The sequence below is a fragment of the Kitasatospora sp. NPDC041917 genome (assembly GCF_055589745.1).
Genome location: NZ_JBVJBI010000050.1, coordinates 1 through 26,206, shown reverse-complemented (window position 1 = coordinate 26,206; position 26,206 = coordinate 1). Strand labels below are relative to the sequence as shown.

The 26,206-nt window shown below is 71.3% G+C and carries 14 protein-coding genes and 1 pseudogene; 5 read left to right on the top strand and 10 right to left on the bottom strand.

Annotation, left to right across the window (positions count from 1 at the left end):
* Window positions 1-164: 164 nt before the first annotated feature.
* From ACZ6EM_RS35515 to ACZ6EM_RS35505, 3 genes are all read right to left on the bottom strand, one after another.
* Entirely contained in the window at window positions 165-7,421 is a 7,257-nt protein-coding gene (locus tag ACZ6EM_RS35515; RefSeq protein ID WP_465774215.1) for an RHS repeat domain-containing protein, read from the bottom strand.
* 385 nt (window positions 7,422-7,806) lie between these two features.
* The gene (locus ACZ6EM_RS35510) at window positions 7,807-8,118 is read right to left on the bottom strand and encodes a hypothetical protein (RefSeq protein ID WP_465774214.1); all 312 of its coding nucleotides are present in this window, start codon (window positions 8,116-8,118) and stop codon (window positions 7,807-7,809) included.
* Window positions 8,119-8,125: 7 nt separating this feature from the next.
* Window positions 8,126-8,341 carry a hypothetical protein gene (locus tag ACZ6EM_RS35505; protein WP_465774213.1) on the bottom strand — a complete coding sequence of 72 codons (216 nt, stop codon included), beginning with the start codon at window positions 8,339-8,341 and terminating at the stop codon, window positions 8,126-8,128.
* Between the two features lie 351 nt (window positions 8,342-8,692).
* On the opposite strand from ACZ6EM_RS35505, the gene ACZ6EM_RS35500 reads away from it, so the two are divergent.
* Window positions 8,693-9,664 (top strand): helix-turn-helix transcriptional regulator, encoded by a 972-nt coding sequence (locus ACZ6EM_RS35500; protein ID WP_465774212.1) that lies wholly within the window; start codon window positions 8,693-8,695, stop codon window positions 9,662-9,664.
* A gap of 241 nt (window positions 9,665-9,905) precedes the next feature.
* On the opposite strand, the gene ACZ6EM_RS35495 is transcribed toward ACZ6EM_RS35500, so the two are convergent.
* Entirely contained in the window at window positions 9,906-14,036 is a 4,131-nt protein-coding gene (locus ACZ6EM_RS35495) for an FG-GAP-like repeat-containing protein (protein WP_465774211.1), read from the bottom strand.
* Between the two features lie 755 nt (window positions 14,037-14,791).
* On the bottom strand, window positions 14,792-15,583 hold the full coding sequence (locus tag ACZ6EM_RS35490) for an Imm7 family immunity protein (protein ID WP_465774210.1): 792 nt from the start codon (window positions 15,581-15,583) through the stop codon (window positions 14,792-14,794).
* 30 nt (window positions 15,584-15,613) lie between these two features.
* On the opposite strand from ACZ6EM_RS35490, the gene tpx reads away from it, so the two are divergent.
* Window positions 15,614-16,114, top strand: a complete 501-nt coding sequence (gene tpx / locus ACZ6EM_RS35485; RefSeq protein WP_452178958.1) for a thiol peroxidase — start codon at window positions 15,614-15,616, stop codon at window positions 16,112-16,114.
* Between the two features lie 574 nt (window positions 16,115-16,688).
* On the opposite strand, the gene ACZ6EM_RS35480 is transcribed toward tpx, so the two are convergent.
* The 5 genes from ACZ6EM_RS35480 to ACZ6EM_RS35460 form a co-directional block, all read right to left on the bottom strand.
* Window positions 16,689-16,895, bottom strand: coding sequence for a hypothetical protein (locus tag ACZ6EM_RS35480; protein ID WP_452178957.1), 207 nt, complete (start codon window positions 16,893-16,895; stop codon window positions 16,689-16,691).
* A gap of 365 nt (window positions 16,896-17,260) precedes the next feature.
* A complete protein-coding gene (locus ACZ6EM_RS35475; protein ID WP_465774209.1) occupies window positions 17,261-17,584 on the bottom strand; it encodes a DUF6191 domain-containing protein in 324 nt (107 codons plus the stop codon).
* 466 nt (window positions 17,585-18,050) lie between these two features.
* Window positions 18,051-18,782 (bottom strand): SDR family NAD(P)-dependent oxidoreductase, encoded by a 732-nt coding sequence (locus ACZ6EM_RS35470; RefSeq protein WP_401055347.1) that lies wholly within the window; start codon window positions 18,780-18,782, stop codon window positions 18,051-18,053.
* Window positions 18,783-18,802: 20 nt separating this feature from the next.
* Entirely contained in the window at window positions 18,803-19,789 is a 987-nt protein-coding gene (locus ACZ6EM_RS35465; RefSeq protein WP_401055348.1) for a 3-oxoacyl-ACP synthase III family protein, read from the bottom strand.
* A 44-nt stretch (window positions 19,790-19,833) separates the two neighbouring features.
* Window positions 19,834-20,094: a hypothetical protein gene (locus tag ACZ6EM_RS35460; protein ID WP_224279085.1), complete on the bottom strand. Its 261-nt coding sequence runs from the start codon at window positions 20,092-20,094 to the stop codon at window positions 19,834-19,836.
* Window positions 20,095-21,778: 1,684 nt separating this feature from the next.
* On the opposite strand from ACZ6EM_RS35460, the gene ACZ6EM_RS35455 reads away from it, so the two are divergent.
* The 3 genes and pseudogenes from ACZ6EM_RS35455 to ACZ6EM_RS35445 form a co-directional block, all read left to right on the top strand.
* Window positions 21,779-22,672, top strand: coding sequence for a class I SAM-dependent methyltransferase (locus tag ACZ6EM_RS35455; RefSeq protein WP_401055491.1), 894 nt, complete (start codon window positions 21,779-21,781; stop codon window positions 22,670-22,672).
* Between the two features lie 44 nt (window positions 22,673-22,716).
* Entirely contained in the window at window positions 22,717-24,615 is a 1,899-nt protein-coding gene (locus ACZ6EM_RS35450) for a flavin-containing monooxygenase (protein WP_465774208.1), read from the top strand.
* Window positions 24,616-25,956: 1,341 nt separating this feature from the next.
* A pseudogene (locus tag ACZ6EM_RS35445) lies at window positions 25,957-26,206 on the top strand (FAD-binding protein); the annotation flags it as partial.

Here is a 26,206-nt window from a genome sequence, read left to right as displayed (position 1 = left end):
TCGAGGCCAGCCTGCCATGATATTTGAACGCGTTCAATATATTCTCGGCGGGATCCGTTCACACGTGCCCGGAGTGGCTGTGCGGTCTCCCTTTGAACCGCGCTGCATGCGACCGGCCCCAGCTGCCGAGGAGCCTCGACAACCGAGACCGGTCCGGTGAAAGGTCAGCCCCCGCTCGGGCCGACGAAGCTCCGAAATCCCCACTCGAAGTGCCCGTCTATCGGCTTACCGGGCGTCCACCCCACGCCGGATGGGGTCGGGATCGTCGGGTACCAGTCGGCCGGCCGCATCTTGGTCGCCGAGTTCCAGTTCCAGTTGTTGTCGACCGTGAAGTGCATGTTCACCACCTGATATCCGTCCCTCGCCGATTGAACGCTGTCAATCGTGCCGTGCACGACGAACGATCCGATGACTGCTTTGGCTTCGTCGGCGCCGATCGCCCCGTTGGTCAGAGAGCCGAGGACGTCGGCGGGGACGCCGAACCAGGCAGTGCCCAGGGGGCCATTGTCCTCATACTGGTTCCTGAGAGGCTCGCCGATCGCCTTGACCCCCTTCTCCTTGTAGTTCGTGAGCAGCATCTCCATAAGAACCTGAACCTCGTCCGTCTTGGCAAGGTCCATCAGCAGCGGGTCACCCGCACCGAAGTTCACCACGTCGGGGTTGTCCCAGGCGTTGAGCAGCCACGCACGGAGGACGTCGTGCGAGCTGTCGTTGTTACGGGGGTAGTTCGTCACGCTGTAGACCCCGCAACCGATCTCGGCACAAAGCCGCATGGCATCGTCGACCTTGTCCGCCATGGCGCAGACCGCCTTCGACCCGCAGGCGTCGTCCGGCTGGGCCGGTTGCGGCGCCGGCTTCTTGAGGCCGGGGATGCCGGAGCTCGTGTTCTGCGCCGGGGGCTGGTAGGGCGGACGGGTCTTGGTGATGGTGTCGGTCCACACACCGTGGTCCGAGGTCCAGACCTCCTGGACCTTCTCGCCGGTCGGGGTCTGGCAGGCGCCGAAGCCGCCGCAGGTGCCCTCGGGGCGCAGTCCGCTGGGGTCGGTGAGGTTGACGGGGTTGTTGTTGCTGTAGGTGTAGCCGTTGATCTGTTGCGGGTCGGTGGGGTCGAGGACCGGGTCCACCGAGATGAAGCGGCCGTTGTCCGCGTCGTACTCGCGGGCTCCGAGGTGGGTGAGGCCGGTGGTGGCGTCGTTGGTGCCGCCGACGAAGCCTCGTTCGGTGGGCCAGGAGGCGGGTTTCTTGCCTCGGGGGGTGCCGAAGGGGGTGGTGTCGCCCCGGGTGTAGTCGAGGTTGTCGGCGCTGATGGTGAGTTGGGCGGTTCCCTGCTGGTCGTTGATGAGGTAGTTGAGGCTGCCGTCGGAGGCCTTGACGAGGGTGACGGGGCCTGCAGTGATGTAGCGGGTGCCGGTGACCTTGTTGGTGGCCCTGTCGAGCTTGAGCTCCTGGCCGTCCAGATAGAGGGTCACCGCGTCGGGTTCGCGGCGCAGGAGGCGATTGCCGTGGGCGTCGTAGAGGAAGGTCGTGCTCTTGCCCGCGGTGGTGGACTTGGCGAGGTGGCCCTCGGTGTCCCAGTCGAGGGTCTGGTCGCCGTCGGAGGTGACGCGGCGGACGGTGTTGCCGGCCTCGTCGTAGGTGAAGGTGTCGGTCCGGGCGCCGGTGCCGGTGATGTCGACGCGGGAGAGGGCGTGGGGTCGGGGGCTGCCGGTGGCGGGGTAGGTGGAGGTGCGCTGGGCCTGGTCGGTCTGCGGGTTCTCGGGGATCTGGGTGAGCTGCGCCCAGGGCAGCCAGCTGCCGGTGGCGTAGGCCCGCTTGGTGTAGTTGAGGGATCCTGCGGCGGTCGTGATGAGCTTCAGGTCTCCGCCGGAGCTGACGACCGCGGCGGACGTGGGCTGGTCGAGCCGGCCGAGGACCTGGCTGACGTTGCCCCAGTTCGCCCAGGTGGCGTCGGGCTTGCGGACGGTGTGCCAGATGTTTCCGCCGGCGATGGCGGCGACTTCGAGGCCGGCGCCGGTGGCGGTGGCGGTGATGCCGGTGGGCGAGGCGAGCGCTCCGGTGGCGCTGTAGACGTCGCCCCACTTCTGCCAGGTGCCGCCCGGGAAGCGGACGGTGTGCCAGAGCTTGTCGCCCGCGATCACGATGACTTCGAGGCCGGTGCCGGTGGCCGCGCTGGTGACGCGGGTGGCACCGGTGAGGCTGCCGGTCTCGCCGTAGACGTTGCCCCAGGTCGACCAGTTGCCGTCGGGCTTGCGCAGGGTGTGCTTGAGCACGCCGTCGGAGAGCGCGAGGACCTCCAGGCCGGAGGCGGTGGCGGACAGGGAGAGCTGGCTGGGGTTGGCGACGGGGCCGACGACGCTGGTGACGTCACCCCAAGCTCCCCATCTGCCGTCGGCGCCACGCAGGGTGTGCCAGATCCTGCCGCCGGCGACGGCCATGATCTGCAAGGTGTTGTCGGCCCAGGCCGCCGCGACGTAGTCGACGGGCGCGGGCAGTGGACCTGCCTGGGTCCTGTGCAGGTTCTCGAAGTTGGCCCAGGTGCCGTTGGGGCGCTGCTGGGCGATGTGGACCTGGCCGTCGGCGATCGCGACGGCGGTGGTCTGGCCGTCACCGGCGATGGCGACGGAGGTCACCTTGCCGGTGTCCATCAGCGGACCGGGGGCGGCACCGAAGGTGCGGTCGGTCGCCTGGGTCCGGTTGCCGGCCGCGTCGTAGGTGTAGTTGCTCCAGTACGGGTCCACTCCGCCGACGAACGGGGCGCCGGTCGGGGTCGGCCTGGCCACGCAGTCGTCGGTCGCCGACCAGGCGTTGGTCAGGCGCTGGGCGAAGTCGTACGTGTAGCACTGGGTGTCCGTGACAGCCGCGTTGTCGCGGGCGTCGCGGACCCGGGTGATGCTCCCGGCCGGGTTGTAGGTGTAGGTCTTCTTGTCGAGGGTCTGCGGTGCGCTGCGCTCCCGGTCGGTCTGGACGAGCGCGAGGCGCTGGGTGGCGTTCTCGTAGTCGTAGGTCTGGACCGCCCTGGACCCGATGTCACCGGTGACGCTCTGCTGGAGCTGGCCCAGCGGCGAGTAGGAGTTGCCCAGCGAGTACACCCGGCCACCGCCACTGACCGTGGTGGGCAGGCCCAGCGGGGTGTAGTTGCGGCGGACGGTCTCCTGCGGGAGTCCGCCACCGGCCGGGTAGGTGGTGTTGTCCACCAGGCCGGTGTTGGGGGTGTAGGTCTGGACGGCGGTGTAGGTACCGGCGAGGAGTCCCTCGCTGTCCGGGATGGTAACGGTGGTTCCGGTGGGCCGGGCCGCACCGTCGAACCCGGTGATGCCGGTGGTGTACGCCTTGCCGTTCTCGAAGCGGGTGCTGCCGGTGGCCAGGCCGTTGCTGCCGGGCAGGCTGTCAAAAGCCCACTCGGCCAGCTTGGTTCCGCTCGTGGAGCCGTCGAACATCCCCGTCCTGCGGCCGAGGACGTCATAGGCATACGCGAGCGTCTTGCCCCGGGCGTCGGTGACGGTGGCCAGGGTGCCGTCGGCGTTGTAGGCGCTGGTGGTGGTGCCCTTGTCCGGGTCGACGGTCTTGGTCTGACGGCCGAGCAGGTCGTACTCCCAGGTCCAGGCGTTGCCGGCAGGATCGACGAGCTTCGCGAGCTTGCCGGCGGAGTCGTACGTGTACTTCAGCGTCTCGTAGGCGGAGGCGGGAGCGTCGTAGTCGGGGCTCCCGGTCTTGTAGTGCCGCACCTCGGAAGGACGCCCGTGGGCGTCGGCGACGGTGAGCGTGGAAGTGCCGCCGTCGGGCGGGGTCGTCGCCACCCAGTTCAGGCCGTAGCGCGTGACGGTGCGCCACTTCTCCACGTTCAGGGACTTGAAGATGCTGGCGGTCGGACGGTCGAGGCCGTCGAACTCGGTCTCCGTCTGGGACGGGACCTTGTTGTCCAGGCCGATCCACAGCGCCGCTTCCGGGGCACCGTCGGCATGGTACGCCGCGTTGGACCGGTAGGCGCGGCCGTGGCTGTCGTAGAAGTTGTCGGTGATGTTGCGGCCGCCGTTGTGGGCGGTGCTGCCGCCGTGGGCCTCGTCCTGGACCTGGCGCGGGCGCAGGAGGCCGTCGTACAGGGCGATGCTGGTGCGGTAGTCGCCGCCTTCCAGCAGGGTCCTGGTCGTGACGGCGGGCTGCTTGCCCGGCTCGATGGTGTACGTGTAGGCCGCGCTGGGTGAGGCGCTCTTGTCCCGGCCGGCGTTCCACACGGCCGTGGTGCGCCCCATCGCGTCGTAGTCGATGTGGATGGTGCGGTTGTTGGCGTCGACGACCTTCACCGGGAGGGCTCGCAGGCCGTCGTAGGCGGTGGTGGTCGTGAACTTCTTGGCGTTGGTCGACTGGACGAGCGTCGGCTGGGAGCCGCCCGCGGGGGTGTAGGAGGTCGTGGTCTCGGCGTTGTTGGCGCCCTTGACGGATGTCACCCGCCCGTACTGGTCGTACGCGGTGGTGGTGGCCGTCAGGTAGTGCGGGGTGGCGCCGTCGTAGCGGTCCAGGGCCTGCACCGTGGTGGCGTAGCCCTTGCCCGGTTCCGGAGCGGTCCCCACGGGCCGGCCGTCGTAGGCCGTCCTGGTCTCGCTCGTGACGGTCGCCGCTGTGGCGTTCGTCGAGCAGAGTGTGCTGGTGATCTGGACGGACTGCGGGTAGGCGATGAGCCAGTTGGCGGTGTCCGGGGTGACGTAGGCGGTGCGGGTGCACTGCTCGTCGCCGGAGATGTTCGTGTCGCCCTCGTCGGAAACGGTTCTGATCTGACCGTAGTCGTCGAAGGTGCGGCTCAGGCGGGTGGTTCGGGCGGTGCCGCCGTCCGGCTGGAACGCCTTGGTGGTCTCGCTCTCGGTACGGACCATCGCGGCGGTCAGCGGCGGCAGGACCGCGGCCTGGGGCCTGCCGGACTCACCCGGCGGGGTCGCGGTGGGCTTGCCGTCCTGGCTGGGCAGGGCCTTCGCCGCCCGGCTCGCGGTGCCTCGGACCCACGGGGTGCTCGCCGTGCTGGTGAGGGGCTTGCCGCCGTCCTTGTCGTAGACGGTGCTCTCACGGACGTAGCCGGCGAGTTCGTTGCTGTCCTTGACGCCTTGGAGCGGGCTGACGGGGCGGGGTTGGCCGTTGGCGAGGGTGTCGCCGTCCATGCCGCGGAAGTAGACGGTCTCGGTCAGGCTCTTGCCGGAGGCGCCGACGCGGGTGCGGACCCGCTGGTAGCCGCGGAAGTCGTTCCAGGTGCGCTCCTTGTCCGGGGTGAACTCGGAGTTGTCGCGCCGCCAGGCGGCCCCGTCGAGGTACTCGTAGCCGGTGACCTTGTCGGGGGATCCCGAACCGGCGACCATGTCGTGCTCGGTGACCGTGTCCACGAGGTACTTGTGGAACCAGTCGAGGACCGGGTCGACCGCGCCCTCGGGTGTCCACCAGGACGGGTAGCAGCGTCTGGTGTTGCTGTCCGGGGCGGGCAGTGCACCGGCGACGCAGTCGATGTCGGTGTACTTGACGTCGGTGTTGGAGCCGGTCTCGGAGGTGATCCGGTTGACCCGGTACCGGTTCATCGGCGGGCGGCCCTCGGCCGAGTCGACCCGGTTGGGGCGCAGGTCCCCGCCGAAGGTCACGGGCTGGAGCGTCTGCGCGGCGCCGGCCTTGGCGGTGCGGGTGATGGTCTTCAGCCACAGCGCCCGGCCACCACTGTCACCGGTGGCGGGGAAGTCCTGGTCCAGGCTCCAGGCGTCGATGTCCCGGTAGCTGCCGTTGCTCTGCAGGGCCTGCGTGCTGATACCTGTCACGCGCTTCTTGGACCAGAAGGTCGGGGCGCCGTTGCGGCAGTCCTGGTCCTTGTCGCAGGACTGGTCGACCGGGGTGTCGTACCAGTTGGCGGCGTTGGCCTTGGTGAAGGAGCAGTCGGTCGCCACGCACCGGTCCGCGGTGGAGAAGGTGACCTTGCCCGCGGGAGGAGCGTTGTAGATCTGGCCGGCGCGGTGCCCGTACTCGATGTGGTTCAGTGTGACGGCACGGGTGTAGAGCGCGTCGGCCTTGGGGGTGCCGGTGGCGGCGCCGATGTTCTTGGCGTAGGCGTTCTTCTCCTGGTCGTAGAAGTACGCGACCGCGTTGCCGTGCGGGTCGACGACGTAGTCGAGCTGCCAGCGCCAGGCACGGTCGCGCGAGGAGTCCTTGAACGCCGGGGCGTAGCCGGGCTCGCCGGGCTGGTTGCCGAAGACGGGCACGGTCAGGGCCGAGCCGGTCTCGGGCTTGCCCGTCGTCCATCCGGGCAGGCGGTTCTTGCCGAAGAGGTACTGGGTGCCGTCGGTCGTGGTGACCTTCCAGTACTCGTTGTCGGTGTCGCCGTTGGCGGTGTCCGTCGTGTTGCCGTTGAGCTTCTCGACGCGCGAGCCGTCGTCGTTGGACAGCTTCCACGTGCCGCTGGCGTCGTCGCGCACCAGCGCGGAGGCGTTGCCGTTGAGCGAGATCGTGGCGTTGTCGGACTTCCAGCACAGGTCACCGCTGGTGGCCGGGGCGTTGCTGCCCGGGCCGGTGTCTCCCACGCACGGGGTGTAGTTGCGTTCGATGAAGCCGGGGTTGTAGTCCCAGCCGTCGCCGATCCAGGAGGACTGGTTGTTGGTGGAGGCGGTGCGCCCGTCGATGGCCGCCGAGGTGTAGCCGAGGGCGATCTTGGGGGCCATGCCGCCGGGCACCGGGGGTACCTGGATGGGGTAGGACCAGGCGAAGGATCCGGTGTTGCCGCTCACCGACCAGGTGCTGGACGGGGAGAGCGAGGTCGCCTTGTAGTCGCCTTCCGGGCCCGAGGCCTCGGCCGTGGCGGCCAGCACTGTCGCTGCGGCGGCCGACGCCTCGGAGGCCTGGGTGAAGGACGCCTTGACCGTAGCGCCGGAGGAAGCCTGACCGTCCGCGGAGACCTGGCCGGCGGGTGCGGACACCGCGACCTCCGCCGTCAGGGTCCCCGCCTTGGTGTCGTTCGACGCCGCCAGCGGCGTGGCCGTGCGGCACTGCGGCTGGTCCGGCGTCGTCAGCGCACACGCCGGCAGCTGCACGAAGGTCAGACGCGAACCCCAGTCGGCCCCGAAGGACTCGCGGAAGGCCTTGTAGTCCAGCTGGACACGCGCCTTGTCCGGTGTGGCGCTGCCCGCCACCGGCTCCAGGTTGACCAGGAGCCCGTCGAGGCCCACGGTGGCCGCGGCGGCGCGGTCGGACAGGCCCACCCGGACCTTGGACGGCTCACCCGCCGCCGGGGTCGGCCCGACGGACGAGACGGTCAGCGGCAGACCGGGGGCCTGCGCCGGGGACGACGGCTGCTGCGCCGAGACCGCCGGAAGGTCGATCTCGGTCCTGCCCGGCTTGGGCCATGCCGAGGCCGGCGGTGCCGTCGGGGGCTGGGCGGCCCCCGTGTCCGGGCGGTCTGCCATGACGCGGGACAACGGGACCGACTCGATGTGCTGGACGGACGGGAGCTTGAACTCGCCGTCGGCCGCTGCCGCGATGACCGGGACCTGTACGACGGCGGCGATCAGCGCCGTCGCGGCGATGGGCGCGGCTCTACGGAGCAGAGGGCGTGTTATCGCCTCGGAGCGACGCTTTTTCGCTCCGGGCGGGGCGCCCGTGTCGGAGGGATACATCCGTTCCTTTTCTCTTGGTCGGCTTGTGCGAGGGCACGGCCGAACCCGGCGGGACCGCACGAATCCGGAGACGGGCTGGTCGCCAGTCGCCGGTGTCGGGGGTCCAACCGGGTTGCGGGTCGGCCTGGCCCTGGCAGGGACGGTTGTCTGTGTCGTCGGGCGCCGGGCGCCGAGGTCACCCGGCGGTGTGTTCCGCGACCCGTGGTGGCTCCGGCGGTAAGTAGGTTCGACGAAGCAGGGGCGAGGTCCGTTGGCAACGGCACAGCAGGCCGTGGGCGCGCAGAACGGCGCCGGGCTGGTGGCACGGGTCTCGGCTGGTGAAGTAGAGCAGGAGGTCGAGCCGGTCGGAGGCGGGCTTCGCGCTGGCGTGTTGGAGTCCGTCAGCGGGTTCGGCGTGCGCCCACAGGGCGTCCAGGACCTCGGCCGCTTCGTTCGCCTCCGCCGCGCCCGGATGACGGCGTTTCAGGCTGGCGTAGACGATCTCCATTGCGTGCTCAGCCGCCCCAGCCGAGGCTCTCCTGGGAGACTCCGCCCCAACCGAGGCTGTCATCGGCGGCGACACCGCCCCAGCCGAGGCTGTCGGACGGGCCGGCAGTCGCGACGGGCGTGGCCCCGGCGGTGTCGGCGGAAGCGGTGGCGGGGACGATCAGGAGCGTGGTGAGGGAGACGAGAGCGACCGCGGCAGCCTGGGCGATACGGGTGCGGAGCATGGCAGAGGTCCTTCTTGCATGGGTGGGAGAGGTGGGTGGCCGATCCGGGCGTCCCGCGGTTGACGCTCTGTTCGGTTGCCGGTCCGAGCTGTTCCTCGGTGGCGATCAGTAGCTTCGCCGCCCGCCGCCGTCACCGGAAGGCGTTCCGGATGTCGTCAATCGGTCTGACGGGATCCGGACTCAATGTCGCGTGCGCGTCAATTCGTGTGCTGTGGCATGGCCGTCGACCCACCCCGCATACAGCCCGTACCGCCATGACCATCGCGGATTGGATCTTGAATTGACCTCGCACAGCTGTTTGGATACGACCGGCCGCCCCATCGGGAGGCGGCCTGTGACATGAGGGATGCAATGCTGGAAGTACTGGGCCTGACGGCCGGAGCCGCTGCGGTGTACCAGACGATGCTTGATCACCCCGCGTACGGTGTGGAGCAGATCGCCGCGCACTGCGGCTCGACCGCCGTCCAGGTGCACGACCACCTCGACGAGCTGGGCGAGCTCACCCTCGTCCGGGTCTCCGCCGAACGGCCCGGACAGATGCGCGCAGTGAGCCCCGACATCGGCCTGGCCGACATTCTCGCCGCTCAAGAGGCCGAACTCGCCGCCCGCCAGTCCAAGCTGGCCGCCTCCCGGGCTGCCGTCACGCGCATGGTCGCCCAGCGCGCCGAACACCGCACGACCCACGGCGAGCGTCTCCTGGGCCTCGACGCCATCCACACCAGGCTCGAGCGGATGGGCCGAAGCGCCACCACCGAGGTACTCGGCAGCCAGCCCGGCGACCAGCGCCGCGAGGACCTCCTCGCCAGCCGTCCCGCCGATGCCGAGGCACTCTCCCGCGGCGTCGCCATGCGGACCCTCTACCAGGACTCCACCCGCCATCAGCCCCACGTGGCCACCTACGCCCACTGGCTGCTCAGCCACGGCGGTGAGGTCCGCACCTCGCCCGCGGTCCCACCCCGGATGGTCGTGGTCGACCGCACCCAGGCGCTCGTCCCCATCGACCCGGCGGACAACCGCAAGGGCGCGCTCTACGTGACCGAGCCCGGCATCCTCGCAGCCTTGCTCGACCTCTTCGAACAGGCCTGGAACACGGCTGTCCCCCTCGGTGCCGCGCACCCCGAGGACCCTCGCACCGGCCTCACCGCCACCGAACGGGAACTGCTGAGGCTGCTCGGCTCCGGGCTCACCGACGAGGCGGCCGGCCAGCGCCTGGGTATCTCCTCGCGCACCGTCGGCCGCCACATGGCCTCGATCATGGAACGCCTCAGTGCGAGCAGTCGTTTCGAAGCCGGTATCAAAGCCGCTCATCGCGGCTGGCTCTGAACCTGCCGCCCTCCCCCGCCGCGGTCGCCCGCCCGTCCCGCCGGCCCCGGCCGGCGGGGATGCGGATGGCGTTCGTCCATGTGCCGCTGTGACGCGGGTTCCCCCGCGGACAGCGGACGCGAGCCGGCGGCACCGATGCCCGTACCCACGTCGACGCCCCCGTGACATCTGCGGCAACAGGTCGGCCGGCCCGGCGTGTTCCGCCAGGCCGGCCGACCTCTTGATCTTCCTGTCCTCGTGATTACACCTGGTACCAGGAGCGGAAATCGGCTCCTGGTGCGGGCTGGTCGATGGCCCAGGTGGCGCCCGCGGCGTCAGTGGTGGTGACGATCATCGCTCCGTTGTCGGAGAGGGTGACCCGGGGATCACCCGCGAAGATCATGTTCGGGTGGCCGAGGTAGGAGCCGGGGCTGAATCCGGTGGTCGGGCCGCTCTGACCGAACAGGGCGATGTGTCCGTCCTTCGTACGGGCGACGATGTTGACCGTTCCGCCGGCCCCGGCGGACAGGACGATGCTGGTGGCACCGGCGGTGCCACCGCCCGGGGTGATCCGGTACCAGCTGCGGAAATCGGTGCCGGGACCGGCTTGGTCGATGGCCCAGACGTCGCCGTTGACGTCGATGGCGGCCACGACCATGCTGCCGTTCGAGGCGGTGGTGACGCTGGGGTCCCCGGCGAAGACGGGCGAGGTGGCACCGAGGTAGGCGCCCGGGCTGTATCCGCTGATGGGGCTGCTCTGGCCGAAGTAGCCGATGTGTCCGTTCATCGTGCGGGCGAACAGGTTGAGCGTGCCACCTCCCGCGGGGGACATCACCGCTGCGGCACGGCCCGTGAGGCCGCCACTGGCGCTGACCTTGAACCAGGCACCGAACGCGGCACCGGGTGCGGGCTGGTTGGTCGCCCACAGGTCACCGGCCGTGTCGACGGCGGTGACGATCATGCTGCCGTTCGCGGTGAGGGTGACGGCGGGGTCCTGGGCGAAGACCGGTGCGGAGCTTGCGACCGCCATCGCGGGGCCGAAGGACGAGGTGGGCCCGGTCTGGGCGTAGTCGACGATCCGGCCGGAGCGGGTCCGGGCGAAGACGTGGACGGTGCCGCCGGCGGCCGGCGACAGGATCGACGCCGGGTCACCGGCGTGGACACCCTGTCCGCTGAGCGGGTACCAGCTGCGGAAGCCACCCGTGGTGCCGGTCTGGTTGGTCGCCCACAGGCTGCCGTCGGCGGCGGTCTTGACCGCGACGAGCGTGCCGTTGGCGGCACGTGTCATCGCGGTGGCCGGGCTGCGCAGGCTCTGACCGCCGTCGAGTGCGGTGACGGTGTGCAGGTTGCCCTGGGCGGCCAGGCGCGGCAGCCCGAGCCCGGTGGGCGTGCCCGGGTACATCAGCAGGCACCCGGTGGGGCAGGTGGTGCTCTGCGCGCTGCCGTCGGCCGCGTAGTAGGTCACGGACGCGGCCGGGTCGGCCGGCGTGGTCGCCAGGACGTCACCGGTGCTCTGGCCCGGGGTCGGGGTGAACAGCGGGTAGCCCCTGCCACTGTCGGCGACGCCGCCGTGCAGGTTGCCCGGCGTCGTGACCAGGGGGCGGTGCTGGGGGTCGAAGCCGGTGGCATAGACGGTTCCGGCGGCGGGGCTGCCGGCCTGGTACCCGAGGCCGTCGGCGTTGCGGGCGCCGAGCACGAGGCGCACGCGCCCGTACTCGCCGTCGTTCGGGTCGGTGGTGCTGCGCCGGGCGAGCAGGTCGGGGATGCCGTCGCCGTTGACGTCACCGGGGGCGAGCACGTCGTAGTCGGCCCACCCGGAAGCGGAGACGACGGTGCCCGGCTTCAGCCTGCTGGTGTCGGGCTGGGTGGCCAGAGGCCCCGCGGCCGTGCCGCTGTAGAGGACGAGGCTGTCGCCGTCCTTGGCGATCAGGTCACTGCCGGGATCGGTGTCGAGCTTGCCTGCGGCGACGATCTGGCCGGTGCCGGACCAGTCGCCCCCGCCGGGGTGGAGCAGTTCGGTGCGCCTGGACTCGTCGGGGGCGCCCATGCCGTTGCCGGGGTAGAGGTAGAGCCGGGTGCCCTGCTTGACGAGGAAGTCCTCGTACCCCTCCTTGCTCTGGCCCGGGCTCTGGCCGGCGAAGTCGCCCCGGTGGGTGACCTGGGCGCCGGACCAGCCCGGATTGGCGACGGTCCGGGGCTGCTCGAAGGTCCCGTCGCCGCGACCGGCGTACAGGACGAGTTCACCGGTGCTGGTGGCAGCCACCAGGTCGGCGTGCCCGTCACCGGTCAGGTCTCCGGGCCGGTCGCCGGTCAGGGCCGGGTCGGTGGCGTCGTGGACGAAGTTGCTGCGGGCGGTGGTGATCAACGTGGTGCTGGAGTTCGGGCCACCGTCCGCGCCGTCGTAGGGGGAGAGGTTGCCGGCCTTGTCCATGGCCTGGACGGTGAGCCGGTTGGCCGGCCACAGGGTGGGCGTGAGCGAGACGGTCGCGGTCCCGTCCGGGCCGGCATCCACCCAGGTTCCGCCGCAGCCCTGGTTGACCACGGGCAGAGGCTTGTTGAGGGAGTAGCAGAAGCCCTTCAGGCCGAACTGGTCGCCGGCGGCGAACTTGACGGTGCGCGGGGTGCGGGCGGGCACGTCCTCGATGTCGATGCTGTGGCCGTCCGCGGAGGTGACGGTCGGCTTGGAGGGCGGTGTGCGGTCGACGTTGAAGCCGCAGTCACGGCCGAAGCCGGAGGCGGCGATGCCGTCCTCGGCCTGGGCGTGCCACTTGTAGCGGCCGCCGTCGCGCAGACTGTCGGCGCCCAGTCTCGTGACGGCCCAGGAACCACTGGGGGCACCCGCCCAGACCGGCGGGAAGAACTGCCCGCTGTCGTGGTCCCAGGCCTCGAACTTGGCGTTCACGTAGCCGTCGGGGTCGGAGATCCTCGCGGCCAGGACGACGTCGTTGCGCCCGACGGTGGGCCAGGCCGCCGGGTCGCCGACACAGGGCACGTTGACGTTGCTGCTGCTGCCCGGCGTCCACTGGCCCTCCCACGCCGCGTAGTCGTTGAGGACGGGGGGCCGGTTGTAGGTGACCTCGAGCCACGGGTTGTTCCTGAACCGCTTGTAGCTGTTCTTGTTGCCGAGGTAGTTGTCCGGGGTGCGCAGACCGAGCGGGAGGCTGTCGTCGCCCCGGTCGGCGACGCCCTGGACGACGGCGCGCAGGTTCTCGGTGCTGAAGTCCACGCCCTGTACCCCGGGGCAGTAGCTGGCGTTGCCGTGGGCGAACGCCTTGGTGTCCAGTTGCCAGATCCAGGGGGCCTGGCTGTTCCAGGTCGGTGTCGTGGCGTTGACGGGTCCGGTCGCCCAGAGCTCGGTGTTGCCCGCCACGGCCGCATCGCAGCCCCACGAGTGGGTCTCCTCGATGTGGAAGGTCGCCGACAGGATCGTGGACCCTGCCAGGCCACGGGTGTTCATCTCGAAGTAGGACCGGGTGTTGCCGCTGCCGTTGTAGCCCACGCGCGGCTCGTCCGCCGGGTTGTCCGAGTGCCAGCCGTTCCCGTCCGGGTAGGCCTCGCTGGGAGTGGCGGAATAGACGACCGCCCAGCGGTTGCGCCAGCCGTCGGTGAACGTCGGATCGATGACGACCGGAAAGACGGTGTCCGCTCCGTGCAGCAGGTCGGCGTCCGGGGTCAACCGCAGCATGTCCGAACCGATCTCGGTGGCCATCGCCCTCGGAGCGTGCTCGGCGGAACCGGGCGTGACCGGGTTCGACGGCGGGGCACTGTCGGCCGAGATCGGGGCCGCCGCCGGCGCGTTCTTGGCCAACGCCGAGGGAGCGGCGGTGGGCTGCTGCTGGGCAGCGGCGGCCGGGGCGTGGGAGTCCCACATCCGCGGGGCCTGTGCCGTGAAGACCGTGCCGCCGGAGGCGTCGGTCGCAGTGATCCGCCCGTCCTTGCCGGAGCTGAGGGCGATGCCCGCGGTCTTCAGGCCGTAGGTGACCTGGGCCAGGCGCGGATCGTCCGCGGCCTGGCGGGTTTTGACGACCAGCTGGTGGGAGAAGCCGTCGGCCTCGGCAAGGATCTTCAGGTCCACCCCGGGCAGCACCTCGCGGTACAGGGCCGTACTGCCGTCCAGCTCGGGCTGCGGCAGCGGCGTCGGCCAGGTGAGGGCGAGGGACTTGCCGTCCTTCTGCATCGAGGCCAGCGCAACGCTGCCACCCGCGGAGAACGTCATCGGGAAGACGGCGGCCTTCGGGCCGACGGTCCCGTCGGGACGGCGCTCCAGCGTGGCGTCAGCTGTTCGCCACTGGCCGTCGACCTTCGCCCGCACCGGCCTCGCGTGTCGGCGCATGGTGAAGCTGCCGTCCGGGTTCGCCACGAGATCGGTCGACTCGTCCTGCCGCGCCGTCACTTCGACAGATACACCTCTCTGACGTGCCTTCAGAACAGCGTCCCGCTCGGGAGAGTTCGCCGGAACAGAACCGGAAGGGCTTCCCGCATCGGCATAAGCGGGAACCTGCCCCAGCGCGGCAACGCTCACAGCAGCCGCGGCAATCAGGGCCGCCACTGCTCTTCGACCGGTTTGCCCTGACAGGTGGGCGTTATGACGACGCATCCCCTTCACTTCCTGTGAATTTCGCAGGCGCCCCCGTCCTGCAGAATTGGTCGGGTGACGGGCCGGCGAAGCATATGGATATTCGCGCCCGGCAGAGCGGACGAAGCAGATGCCCACGGCGGCGATCAACAGCTTCACTGCTCCTCGACGCCACAGGAAGGCATTCCCCATGTCACCAATCGGCCTGACGGGATCCAGACACGATGTCAAGGTCACGTCAAGCGCGATGTTGCCGGTCTCCCCCCGCCGTAAGAAAACTAGGGACGCCCGCATGCCGATCACAGCTGGCGAATACACCATTCCCGACACGGCATCAATCCGATGATCTGCCGGACTGCGGCTGAATACGCTGTGCAAGGGACAAGGCCGGACAGGGATCGTCGAGGAGTCCTACCAGGGGATCTCACGGAGGTTTTCGGGGTTCCGGGCTCGACCGGTCCACCAACGGACCGGGCCTGCGAGTGCCTCGATCGGGCCCGGGTCCCATGGACCGGGTCCGCGGGTGAGGCCCGCCAGGTCCTCGGGTGGTTCGATGCCGTCACCGACGACCGTCACGAAGGCCCTGGCGTGCTGCAGGCCCGTCCGCGGGGCCGCCCTGCCCGGGTACTGCATGGCGGCGGACGTCCGCAACGAGGCGGTCGGACGCCCTGACGCCTTTGCCCCGCCGACGGCAGTCCTCCTCCCGACCGTCGTCCCGCTCGGTGCCGGGGACGACATGGATGCTCCCGTCCTGCCGGTCGACCAGGCAGGGGCCGCCACGGAAACGCGCGTGCTCGGACGTGGAACGGGTCCTCCAGGACCGGGACGCGGGGCGGCAGCAGCGGCGAGGGGCCCTCGGTCGCCCGTCCGCGGACCGTCCCGGTCAGGCGCATCCCGTTCTCGTGCCCGAGGTCCTCGTCGTCGCGCACGTGCGGCAGGCCGTACGAGCGCGGTGCCCGTGTCCCGGCCTCCCGGAAGAAGGACGGGATCCGCTCGTCACGGTGGTCGGTGAAGCCCGCGAGGTGGACGAACGGCTCGCCGTTCATCCACCCCGGGTCCAGGAGGTGGGGGCCGGAGATCTCCCGGATCCGCCGTGCGAGGTCCCCGGTGATCTCCCGCAGCCGCTCCTCGTCGGCGTCGGCGTCGGCGTCGTCGGCGGCGGCGGCGCTGTGCGCGGCCTCGATCCAGCCGCGGTACCCGAACACGGCCCGCACCCCTACCGGCGGGCCCCACCACGCCCCGGGGCCGGGCCGGGCCGGGGCCGGGGCGTGGTGGGGTCGGGGTCGGGGTCGGGGTCGGGTGTCCGGTCGGTGGCCGCCCCCTGGCGGGGTCCGGGGCGGGCAGTAGGATCGGCGGCGTTGCATCCCGTACACACCGCTGGTAGGAGGCTTTTCATGGCTCAGGTCACGATGAAGGGGAACCCGGTGCAGGTCGGTGGCGCGCTGCCCGCCGCCGGCAGCCAGGCACCCGGGTTCACGCTGGTCGGCGAGGGGCTCGCGGACGTGTCCCTGAAGGACTTCGCGGGCAAGCGCAAGGTCCTGAACATCTTCCCCAGCATCGACACCCCCACCTGCGCGACCTCGGTGCGCACGTTCAACGCCAAGGCCGGTTCGCTGGACAACACCGTGGTGCTGTGCGTGTCGGCCGACCTGCCGTTCGCGCAGGCCCGGTTCTGCGGCGCCGAGGGCCTGGAGAACGTCAAGACCCTCTCCACCCTGCGCGGGCGGGACTTCCACGACGTGTACGGCGTGGCGATCGCCGACGGCCCGCTGGCCGGCCTGACCGCCCGCGCCGTCGTCGTCCTGGACGAGAACGACACCGTCCTGCACACCGAGCTGGTCGCGGAGATCGCCGACGAGCCGAACTACGAGGCCGCGCTCGCCGCCCTCAACTGACCCGCCCGGCACCGCACATCCCCGGTGCCGCCCCGCAGTCCGCGTCCGCGGTCCGTGCCCGCGGTCCGTGTCCGTGACGGCCCGCCCCGCCCCTTCCCCGCCCGCCCCGAAGGCGGCGGGCAGGGACGGCGGCGGGCCGCCGCACACCCACCCCCGGCCCGCACACCCCGGCCCGCCCGGCCGCCCCGCCCGGCCCCCACCCTCCGGGACGCGCCGCGGCGGACCTCCCCGCCCGCGACCGCGCCGAGGCCAGGGGCCCGGTGGCGCCGACGCCACGGCCGCCCGCACCGCGACACGACCGGCACAGGACGGTCGAAGGAGCAGCACGCACGGATCTCGCCGGGAAGCACGTGGTGGTCACCGGGGCCGGACGCGGGTTCGGCAGGGCTTCGCGCTGCACGCCGGCCGCACCGGCGCACGCCTACGGCACGGGAGCGCAGGGCTCCCCCGGCTGCCGCGGATCGACGGCCGTGGCGGTAACACCGCCGGGTGGTCGACGGCGTGAGGTTCCGACTCACCGTCCGCGGCCGGTCACGCCGAATGACCGATCCGGTGGCGCAATCGGCGCGCCGGGTCACCGGATCCGGATCCGGATCCGTACTCCGCCACCGACCTGCGACGCCCGCCGGGCGGCATCGAGGATGTCCTCCGAACGATCGGCCAACTCCCTGACGCGTCGGGCTACGGGCTCGGGCGAGCCCGTCCGGGCCGCTGCGGACTCGACGTCGTCCTTCGGCAGCAGAACCCCCTCGACGAACTCCGCGACGTCGGCCGGCGCCACGCGAAGCCCTCCCCGACCGGCCGGCCGGCCCGGGGGGAGGGGGAGAACCGCGCGCCGAGCGGGCGGACGCTCTGCCACCCCCGGGAGCGTGGAACGCCGGCTCTCCAAGCCGGCACGATCCGACGGGCCTTCGCGGACGTCGGGGAAACGGGACCCGCCACCGTCGTCAGTGGTGAACACACCGACCGGCAACACTCATGCGCGCAGTGGATCACGCGCTCGCCCTGGCGGTCCACGCCCCTTTCCGGCCGCTGCGGCCGGAGCGGCCCGCCGGTGCCCGCGAGGCGAGGAGGACCTGCCTCCACCCCCGGGAACCGTCTCAGAAGCGGATCTTGCAGTGAGGGGATCGCGCACGGTAGGCGCGGCTACCTCCGCCGTCGAACGACAGCGGTGCCGCCGGCCAGGTCGACACCGGTGCGGGGCGGGGCGCCGGCGTGGTCGTCGTCCCGCACGACCAGTCGAGTGCGCCGCTGCTCGATCTGCACGCGCTTGTTGGCATGGAAGACGGCGTGCAACTCCTCGGTCGCGGTCGCGCCGAGGCCGAGCCCGCCGCTTCGCGGTCGCGTGGTCAAACGGCGGCACAACCATCCCGGACGGCCGGATCGCACCACGAGATGCCGGATCGAGGCCAGCGTGAAGGGCACGATCACCAGCACCGCCATGAAGAACAGACCCGCCGTCATCACCATGCCGGCCCAACCCGCGAAGGTGACACAGCCGTTCCTGACCGTATGCCGCCGATCACGGCGGCACCGGCCGGAGCCGTTCGCCGATCACGGCGACCGGCACCGCCGCTTCGCAGCGGACAGCGGGCCCGTCACACCGCGCGCGGACGGGCCCGGACCCTGACACGCGGCCCCGCGGACGGACCGGGGCCCGAACCCGCCGCCCCGAACACCGGTGGACAGGCCCCGCGGACGGACCGGGCCCGGCCCCGACACGAGCAGACGGGCCCGGACAAGGGCGCGCCACCCCGGCTCCGGGGTGGCCCGGCTCCGGGGTGGCCGACTGCCGTGTCCGGGCCCGGGGGCGGGCCGGCCGACTTCCGGCCCCCCGAGGGGCGGGTCGGCCGGCCGACAGGCCGACCGCCCGGGGGCGGGCCGGCCCCCGGGGCCCCGGGCGGGTGGACGGTCCGTCCGGGGCCCCCGGTGGCGTTCAGGTGATGGAGGCCCCGGAGTCGATGCTGATGACCTGGCCGGTCATGCAGTCCTGGTCGAGGAACAGGGTGATCGAGCGGGCGACCTCGCGCGGGGTGACGAACCGCGGCACCGGGACCTTCTCGCGCATGCCCGCCACGACGTGCTCGGGCAGGGTGTCCGTCATGCCGGTGATCATGAAGCCGGGTGACAGGGCGTTGACGGTCACCCCCCTGCGGCCGCACTCCGCCGCGAGGGTACGGGTCAGCCCGATCAGACCGGCCTTGGACGCCGAGTAGGCGGTCTGCCCGGCGGTGGCGATCAGCGCCGACGGGGAGACGATGTTGACCACCCGCCCCCAGCGCGCCCGCAGCATCGCCGGCACGCACGCACGCGCGGTGTGGAAGGAGCCGACGAGGTTGGTGTCGATCACCTGCCGCCACTGCGCCGGGTCCTGCATCGCCATCAGCGCGTCCTTGCGGATCGCCCCGTTGTTGACGAGCACGTCCACCGGCCCGAGCGCCGCCTTGATCCGCTCGTACATCGCGCCGACCGCGTCCCAGTCCGCGACCGAGCCGGTGACCAGCACGTGCTCGTTGACGAGCTGCGCGGCGACCTTCTCCGCGCCCTCGCGCGAGCTGTTGTAGTGCACCGCGACCCGGCAGCCCGCCGCGTCCAGGGCCAGCGCCAGCTCACTGCCCAGCCCCCCGGAGGCACCGGTGACCAGCGCCACCGGCGACGGCGGCCGCACACCGAAAGCGTCCCGGCCGCTCACCGCGCCACCCCTCCCCACGTCAGCAGGACCGAACCCCACGTCATGCCCGCGCCGAACCCGGCCAGCAGCACCGTGTCACCGTCCTTGATCCGCCCCGCGTCCAGCGCCTCCGCCAACGCGATCGGGATCGACCCCGACGCGGTGTTGCCGTAGCGCTCCAGGTTCGTCACCAGCCGGTCGGCCGGGATACCGGTATGGGAGAGCACCGAGTTGATGATCCGGATGTTCGCCTGGTGCGGCACCACGTGGTCGACCTGCTCCGGCGTGATCTTCGCCTGCTCCAGCGTCTCGCGGATCGTACGCACCGTGTAGCGCACCGCGTTCAGATAGATCTCGTTGCCGTTGATCTGCGCGTAGTGCAGACCCCGGGCGACGGTGTCCGCGGTGGTCGGCATCCGCGAACCCCCCGCCAGGACCTTCAGACTGTTCTTGCACGAGCCGTCCGCGCCCAGGTTCCACGCCCGGATCCGGTCCACCGCCCCCGGCCGCAGCACCACCGCCCCCGCACCGTCACCCACCAGGATCGACAGGTCCCGGTCGGCGGGGTTCGCGGTCAGCGTGTGCGTGTCCGAGCCGATCACCAGGATCGGACGCGGATCCATCCGCAACAGACCCGCCGCCGTCACCAGCGCGTACACGAACCCGGCACACTCGGAGTTCACGTCGTGCGCGCTGCCCGCGATCGCGAGCTCGTCGTGGACGAACGCCGACGTCGCCGGCGAGGGCTGCTCCGGCGTCGCCGTCGCCACGATCAGATGCGCGATGTCCGCACCCGTCAGCCCCGCGCGCTCCAGCGCCCGGCGCCCGGCCTCCGCGGCCATCGACGCCGTGGTCTGCCCCTCGCCCACCGCCCTGCGTTCACGGATCCCGCACCGCGAGACGATCCAGTGCTCGTCCACACCGAAACGCTGCGCGAGTTCGGCACTGGTCACCACCCGTTCGGGAACCGACATCCCCCAGCCGGTGACGTCGAAACCGCTCACCACGCGACCCCTCTCCCTCTCCCGCTCCGCCGCCGCGCCCGGACTCAGTTACCGGCGGCCGGCACGAGCGCCAGGATCCGCTCGTGGACCACACGCAGCGTCGTGGTGTCGTCGATGTCCGCGAACAGCGACTCGTCCGCCGGAATGTGCGGGTACTGGTTCTGGAAGCCGTACAGCCACTCCATCAGGTCCAGCGAATCGACGTCCGCGATGTGCTGCAACGCCGCGTCCGCGTCGATCTCCTGGGCACCGGAGACCGCCTGGAGCTGCTGGGCCAGGTCCTCGATCGTGGGGATCTGAGACATCAGTGATCGTTCCTCTCCACGCCCACCACACGGTGGACGCCGTCAACGCATCGAAAGAAGCAGGACAGAAAACACAACCGACACACCACCACCCCCGCCCCCGCACCCGCCCGCACCTCCACCCGCCACCGCCGCCCGCCACGGACCCCGCCACGGGCCCCGCACCCCCGGCCCCGGCCCGGCCCCGGCACTCCTCGCACCCCCGGCCCCCGGGAACACACCACACACAACCGACAACCAAAAACGGGGGGCAGGGCGAACAGGAACACCGACAACAGGCCGGCCGACAGACACGGACACAACACACGGACAAACGGACGAACAGGCGGGACGGACGAGCGGACGAACAGGCGAGCGGACGAACAGGCGGGACGGACGGACAGGCAGGACGGACAGGCAGGACGGACAGGCGGACGGGCAGGCGGAACAGCCGGCACCGACAACACCCGGAACACAACGGCGACAGCGCCCACAACCCCCGCACCGGCGCACAACACGCCGTCCGGGAACCGAAGCACCCCCCGGGGACGGACCCCGAAAGCCGTGCGTCTTGCCGAAACCGCATGAAACCCGCTCCCACGCAACCGGCCCGCAACCCACCCCGCCCCCACTGCCTTGCGCACCGCTTGCGAGACACGCGCTTACCTGACCCACAACACACCGCACCCGCACGCAACCACCCGCCCCCGGGCAGCACCCGGCCACCCGGCCACCCGGCCACCCGGAACCACAAACACCAGGGACGGCAGCCAGACCCGGGCCACCGCCCGAACGGCACCAACCACCCGCCACCACCACCCGGCCCGGCCCGGCACACCCCACCACGGACGCCACCGCGCCACCCACACCAACGGCCGACCAAACACCGCACCCGGTCCGGACAACCGACCCACCGCACCCACCGCACCGGGCAGCACCCAGCCACCCGGCACGACGGGCGCCGAACACACCGAACACAACAGAGCCGCCTACCCCGGGAACCAACCACCCAGGACAGCAGCCCAGTTCGACCGGAAACACCCCACGACGGGCGGCACCCGGCCGCCCGAAACGGCACAGCACAGCACGGCACGGCACGGCACGGCACGGCACCGGGGCGGCTGCCCGGCACGGCCGTCCACCCCGGGACAGCGTCAAACCCCGGGCACCTCGGCCCGGCTCCGCCGGCACACCGCCCACCGGTCAGCACCCAACCACCCGCCCGCGCCAGAAGCCGGGTCCGACCGGCACACCGCACCACGGACGGCACCCGGCCACCCGAAACGACAGGCGCCGAGAGCAGCCGCCCGGCCGACCCGGCCCGGCCCGATCACGGCCGCACCGCGCTCCACGCGCGGCACCGAGGACCACGCACCAGGCACCACGCACCAGGCACCGCACGCCGGGCCACCCGCGGCCCGGTCCCGGCACAGAACACCGCCCGAGACCGCCCGACCGGCCGCACCACGACCGCAACAACCGGCCCCACCGCCGCCACGGCCGCCACGGCGGCCCGAGCGGCACCGAAGACCCGGCACCACGCACCACGCACCACGCGCGGCACCGAGGACCACGCACCACGCACCACGCACCGGCCATCGGGCACCGCAGGCCGGGCCACCCGCCACCGCGCGCCGGGCGCCGGCCCCGCCGCCGCCCACCCGTCCGATACCCACCACCACCGTCAACCGAGGGGCCCCATCCCATGACCACCGTCGAAGCCCGCTCCATCAACCCCGACGTCGAGGCCATCCGCCACCACTACGAGGTCCCCAACGAGCTCTACCGGCTCATCCTGGGCCCCACCATGATGTACTCCGGCGGCTACTGGGAGGACGGCGAGGACCTCGTCGCCGTCCTCGACGAGGCCCAGGAACGCAAGCTCGACGCCTTCACCGACCTCGCCCGCGCCGCCCACACCGACACCGTCCTGGACATCGGCTGCGGCTGGGGCACCATGCTCAACCGCCTCACCACCGTCCACGGCGTCAAGAAGGCCGTCGGCGTCACCCTCTCCCGCACCCAGGCCGACTTCGTCGACGCCCTCGCCAACCCCGCCATCGAAGCCCGCGTCGAAAGCTGGGAGGACCACCGCCTCGCCGACGGCCAGGCCCCCTACGACGCCGCGTTCTGCATCAACGCACTCGAACACTTCGTACTCTCCTCCCTCACCCCCAAGGAGCGCACCCAGCGCTACCGCGTCTTCTTCAAGCAGGTCCACTCCCTCCTCAAGCCCGGCGCCCGCTTCGTCCTGCACACCATGACCGTCGAGAACCCCCCGCTGCGCCGCCAGCTCCTGGACGACCTGAAGTTCCTCCAGCGCGAGGAGTTCGAGGGCTGCCACATCCCGCGCCTGCCCGAACTCGCCGCCGGCCTCGACGGCCTCTTCGAGGTCACCGAGATCCGCAACGAACCCGAGTCCTTCGCCCGCGCCTGCCGCGCCTGGCTCCAACTCCTCGCCGCCCGCCGCGACGAAGCCGTCACCATGACCGACGAGACCACCGTCGCCCGCTTCGAGCGCTACCTCGACATCTTCGCCTACACCCTCGAAGACCACATCTTCAACAACTTCCGCGTCACCCTCACCCGCCGCGCCTGACCCCCGGGCCCACCGAGGACACCCGAGAAGAGGACACCGACGCCATGACCACCACCCCCGCCCCCGACCGCACCACCACCAACACCCCCACCGCCACCCCGGCGGCACCCCCCACAACCCCGGCGGCGGGGGTGACCCCCACCCCCGACACCACCACCGGCGGCACGACCCACGACACCGGCACGACCACCACCACCACCGACACCACCGGCACCACCGGCACCGGCACCGGCAGCACCACGGCCACCACCGCGGACACCGACACCACCACCATCGCCGGCACCACCACCACGGACACCACCGCGGGCACCACCACGGGCACCATCACCCTCGGTGCCACGGCCGTCGGCGCCGGCCCGGCCACCACGGGCACGGACACCCGCTCGGGCACCACCACCGCGGGAACCGGCCCGGACACATCCCCCGCCACCGCCACCGCCGCCGGCACCGCCGGCGCCGGCGCCGGTGACCTCGCCGTCCGCCACCTCGAAGTCGCGATCATCGGCGCCGGCATCTCCGGCCTCGGCACCGCCATCGGCCTCCTCAAAGCCGGCATCGACGACTTCCTCGTCTTCGAACGCGCCCACGACCTCGGCGGCACCTGGCGCGACAACACCTACCCCGGCTGCGCCTGCGACGTCCAGGCCCACCTCTACTCCTTCTCCTTCGCCCGCAACCCCGAATGGAAATCCACCTTCGCCACCCGGGCCGAGGTCCACGCCTACCTCAAGAACTGCGCCACCCGCCACGGCGTCGACCCCCACCTGCGCTACGACCACGAACTCCTGGACGCCACCTGGAACGACACCCACCACCACTGGGACATCCGCACACAGCACGGCCGCTACACCGCCCAGGTCCTCGTCACCGGCACCGGCTACCTCTCCGACCCCGCCGTCCCCGACCTGCCCGGCCTCGACACCTTCACCGGCACCGTCTTCCACTCCTCCCGCTGGCGCCACGACCACGACCTCACCGGCCGCAACATCGCCGTCATCGGCACCGGCGCCTCCGCCATCCAGTTCGTCCCCGCCATCCAGCCCCACGCCGCACGCATCGACCTCTACCAGCGCACACCCCCCTGGGTCGCCGCCAAACCCGACAAACCCAACACCCCCCGCCACACCTGGATGCTCCGCCACCTCCCCGGCTACCAACGCTTCCGCCGCGCCTTCAACAAACACGGCCGCGAAATCGTCGCGTTCTTCATGTCCCGCCCCTCCCGCACCACCGGCATGAAGAACATGGCCGCCGGCCACCTCAAAAAATCCGTCCCCGACCCCGCCCTGCGCGCCCGCCTCACCCCCGACTACACCGTCGGCTGCAAACGCCTCCTCTTCTCCAACACCTGGTACCCCGCCATCCAACAACCCAACGTCGACATCGTCTCCGACACCATCACCCACATCGGCCCCACCCACATCACCACCACCGACGGCACCCGACGCCACATCGACACCATCATCCTCGCCACCGGCTTCACCGCCACCGACCGCCCCGTCGCCCACCTCATCCACGGCCGCCACGGACACACCCTCGCCGACACCTGGAACACCCACGGCATGACCGCCCACCGCGGCACCACCATCCACGGCTTCCCCAACCTCTTCATGCTCCTGGGCCCCAACACCACCCTCGGCCACTCCTCGCAAACCGTCATGATCGAAGCCCAGATCACCTACATCCTCGCCGCCCTCAAAACCCTCCGCACCCACCACCTCACCACCCTCGACGTCCACCCCCACGCCCAGACCACCTACAACACCACCCTCCAGAACCGCCTCAAGAACACCGTCTGGAACACCGGCGGCTGCACCAGCTGGTACACCGACACCCACGGCAACAACCCCAACATCTGGCCCACCTACACCTGGCGCTTCCGCCAACAAACCCGCACCTTCGACCTCACCAACTACCAAACCACCACCCACACCACCCCCTGACACCACCCGCCACCCCGCACCACCCGGCACCCGGCACCACACCCAGCCACCAGCCGCACCGGCACCACCCGGCACCCGGCTACCGCACCCCCGACCACCAGCGGCACCCCCACCAGCACCCGCCACCCCGCACCACCGGGACAGACCGGCCCACACCACAGACCGGCCCACCCGAACAACACCCAGAACACAACACACCGGACGCAGCACCAGCACGACGAGCAAGACCCGAACGACCCGAGGGACCCGCACAACACACAGAACCAGCACGGCAGTCACCAACGACAAAGGCACCGCCCCACGCAGGACCGGCCACACCACGACCCGCAGAACCGGCACACACGACACACACGGCACCACCAGCAATGCAGGCCGGCGGGACCGGCCCGACCGACCCGACCCGCACCAGCACCATCAGGGCCAGCAGGTCAGTTACAGGCGACAGGAACCGCTTCGGCACACACGACCCGAACACCCCGCGCAACACACAGGACCGGCAGACGGAGCCGGCAGGCAAAAGAACCGGCCCCCGCACCCACACAACCCCCACGACGGCCACCACCCGCAGAACCCGCAGAACCGACGGGCCGGGGCAGGACCGACGGGCCGGGGCAGGACCGACGGGCCGGGGCAGGACCGACGGGCCGGGGCAGGACCGGCACCACCGGCACAACCCGCACCGCCGGTACGGCCAGGAGGAACGGTACGGCGAGAACGCCAACCCCCCACGCCACCCAACCAGCTGGGACCGGCACAGCCGCCGGGAACGGCAGGCAGAGGAACCGGCCCCCGGCACCAGCACAACAAGCACGACCAGCACCACGGTCACACAAGGCAGCAGCACCCCTGCACGCACGACCGCAACGACCGACAGGACCAGCAGGACCGAAACCACCGGCACCACCCGCACCGCCGGTACGGCCAACAGAACCAGTACGGCCGACGGGACCCACTCGGCCACGGCCCGACCAGCAGGACCGGCACGCGCGGCACCACCGGCAGGGCAGGCCGATCGAACCGCCCGGCACAGGACCGGCACCACCCGCAAGGACACCGCAGCCGGCAACGCAGGCACAGCCGACACAGCCGGAAGAGCCACCGGGAACGGCAGGCAGAGGAACCGGCCCCCGGCACCAGCACAACAAGCACGACCAGCACCACGGTTGCACAAGGCGGCAGCACCCCTGCACGCACGACCGCAACGACCAGCAGGACCAGCAGGACCGAAACCACCCACCGGTCGAGCCACCGCCGACAGCACCCGCAAAGCCGGCACCCCCCGCACACCACCGGCACCGGCACCCGCCGGGGCCGCCCACCACCCCGAGGAGACCACCGCGCATGAACCGACCCGCCCTCTCCAGGCGCACCCTGCTCACCGGCGCCGCCGCCACCGTCATCGGCTACAACACCACCACCCGCACCTGGGCCACCACCGACACCCCCACCCGCGGCCGCATCACCCCCCTACCCCCCATCCAGGGCACCCTCACCACCAGCCCCACCACCCGCAACGCCCACGCCCACGACTTCGGCCGCCTCACCACCAACACCCCCTACGCCGTCCTCCACCCCACCGGCGCCCCCGACA

What these genes read in the sequence shown, in the direction of transcription:
- ACZ6EM_RS35515 (WP_465774215.1), bottom strand. Translation starts at nt 7,421, where the DNA reads ATGGCAGACCGCCCGGACACGGGGGCCGCCCAGCCCCCGACGGCACCG.
- ACZ6EM_RS35510 (WP_465774214.1), bottom strand. Translation starts at nt 8,118, where the DNA reads ATGGAGATCGTCTACGCCAGCCTGAAACGCCGTCATCCGGGCGCGGCG.
- ACZ6EM_RS35505 (WP_465774213.1), bottom strand. Translation starts at nt 8,341, where the DNA reads ATGCTCCGCACCCGTATCGCCCAGGCTGCCGCGGTCGCTCTCGTCTCC.
- ACZ6EM_RS35500 (WP_465774212.1), top strand. Translation starts at nt 8,693, where the DNA reads ATGCTGGAAGTACTGGGCCTGACGGCCGGAGCCGCTGCGGTGTACCAG.
- ACZ6EM_RS35490 (WP_465774210.1), bottom strand. Translation starts at nt 15,583, where the DNA reads ATGCAACGCCGCCGATCCTACTGCCCGCCCCGGACCCCGCCAGGGGGC.
- tpx (WP_452178958.1), top strand. Translation starts at nt 15,614, where the DNA reads ATGGCTCAGGTCACGATGAAGGGGAACCCGGTGCAGGTCGGTGGCGCG.
- ACZ6EM_RS35475 (WP_465774209.1), bottom strand. Translation starts at nt 17,584, where the DNA reads ATGGTGATGACGGCGGGTCTGTTCTTCATGGCGGTGCTGGTGATCGTG.
- ACZ6EM_RS35460 (WP_224279085.1), bottom strand. Translation starts at nt 20,094, where the DNA reads ATGTCTCAGATCCCCACGATCGAGGACCTGGCCCAGCAGCTCCAGGCG.
- ACZ6EM_RS35455 (WP_401055491.1), top strand. Translation starts at nt 21,779, where the DNA reads ATGACCACCGTCGAAGCCCGCTCCATCAACCCCGACGTCGAGGCCATC.
- ACZ6EM_RS35450 (WP_465774208.1), top strand. Translation starts at nt 22,717, where the DNA reads ATGACCACCACCCCCGCCCCCGACCGCACCACCACCAACACCCCCACC.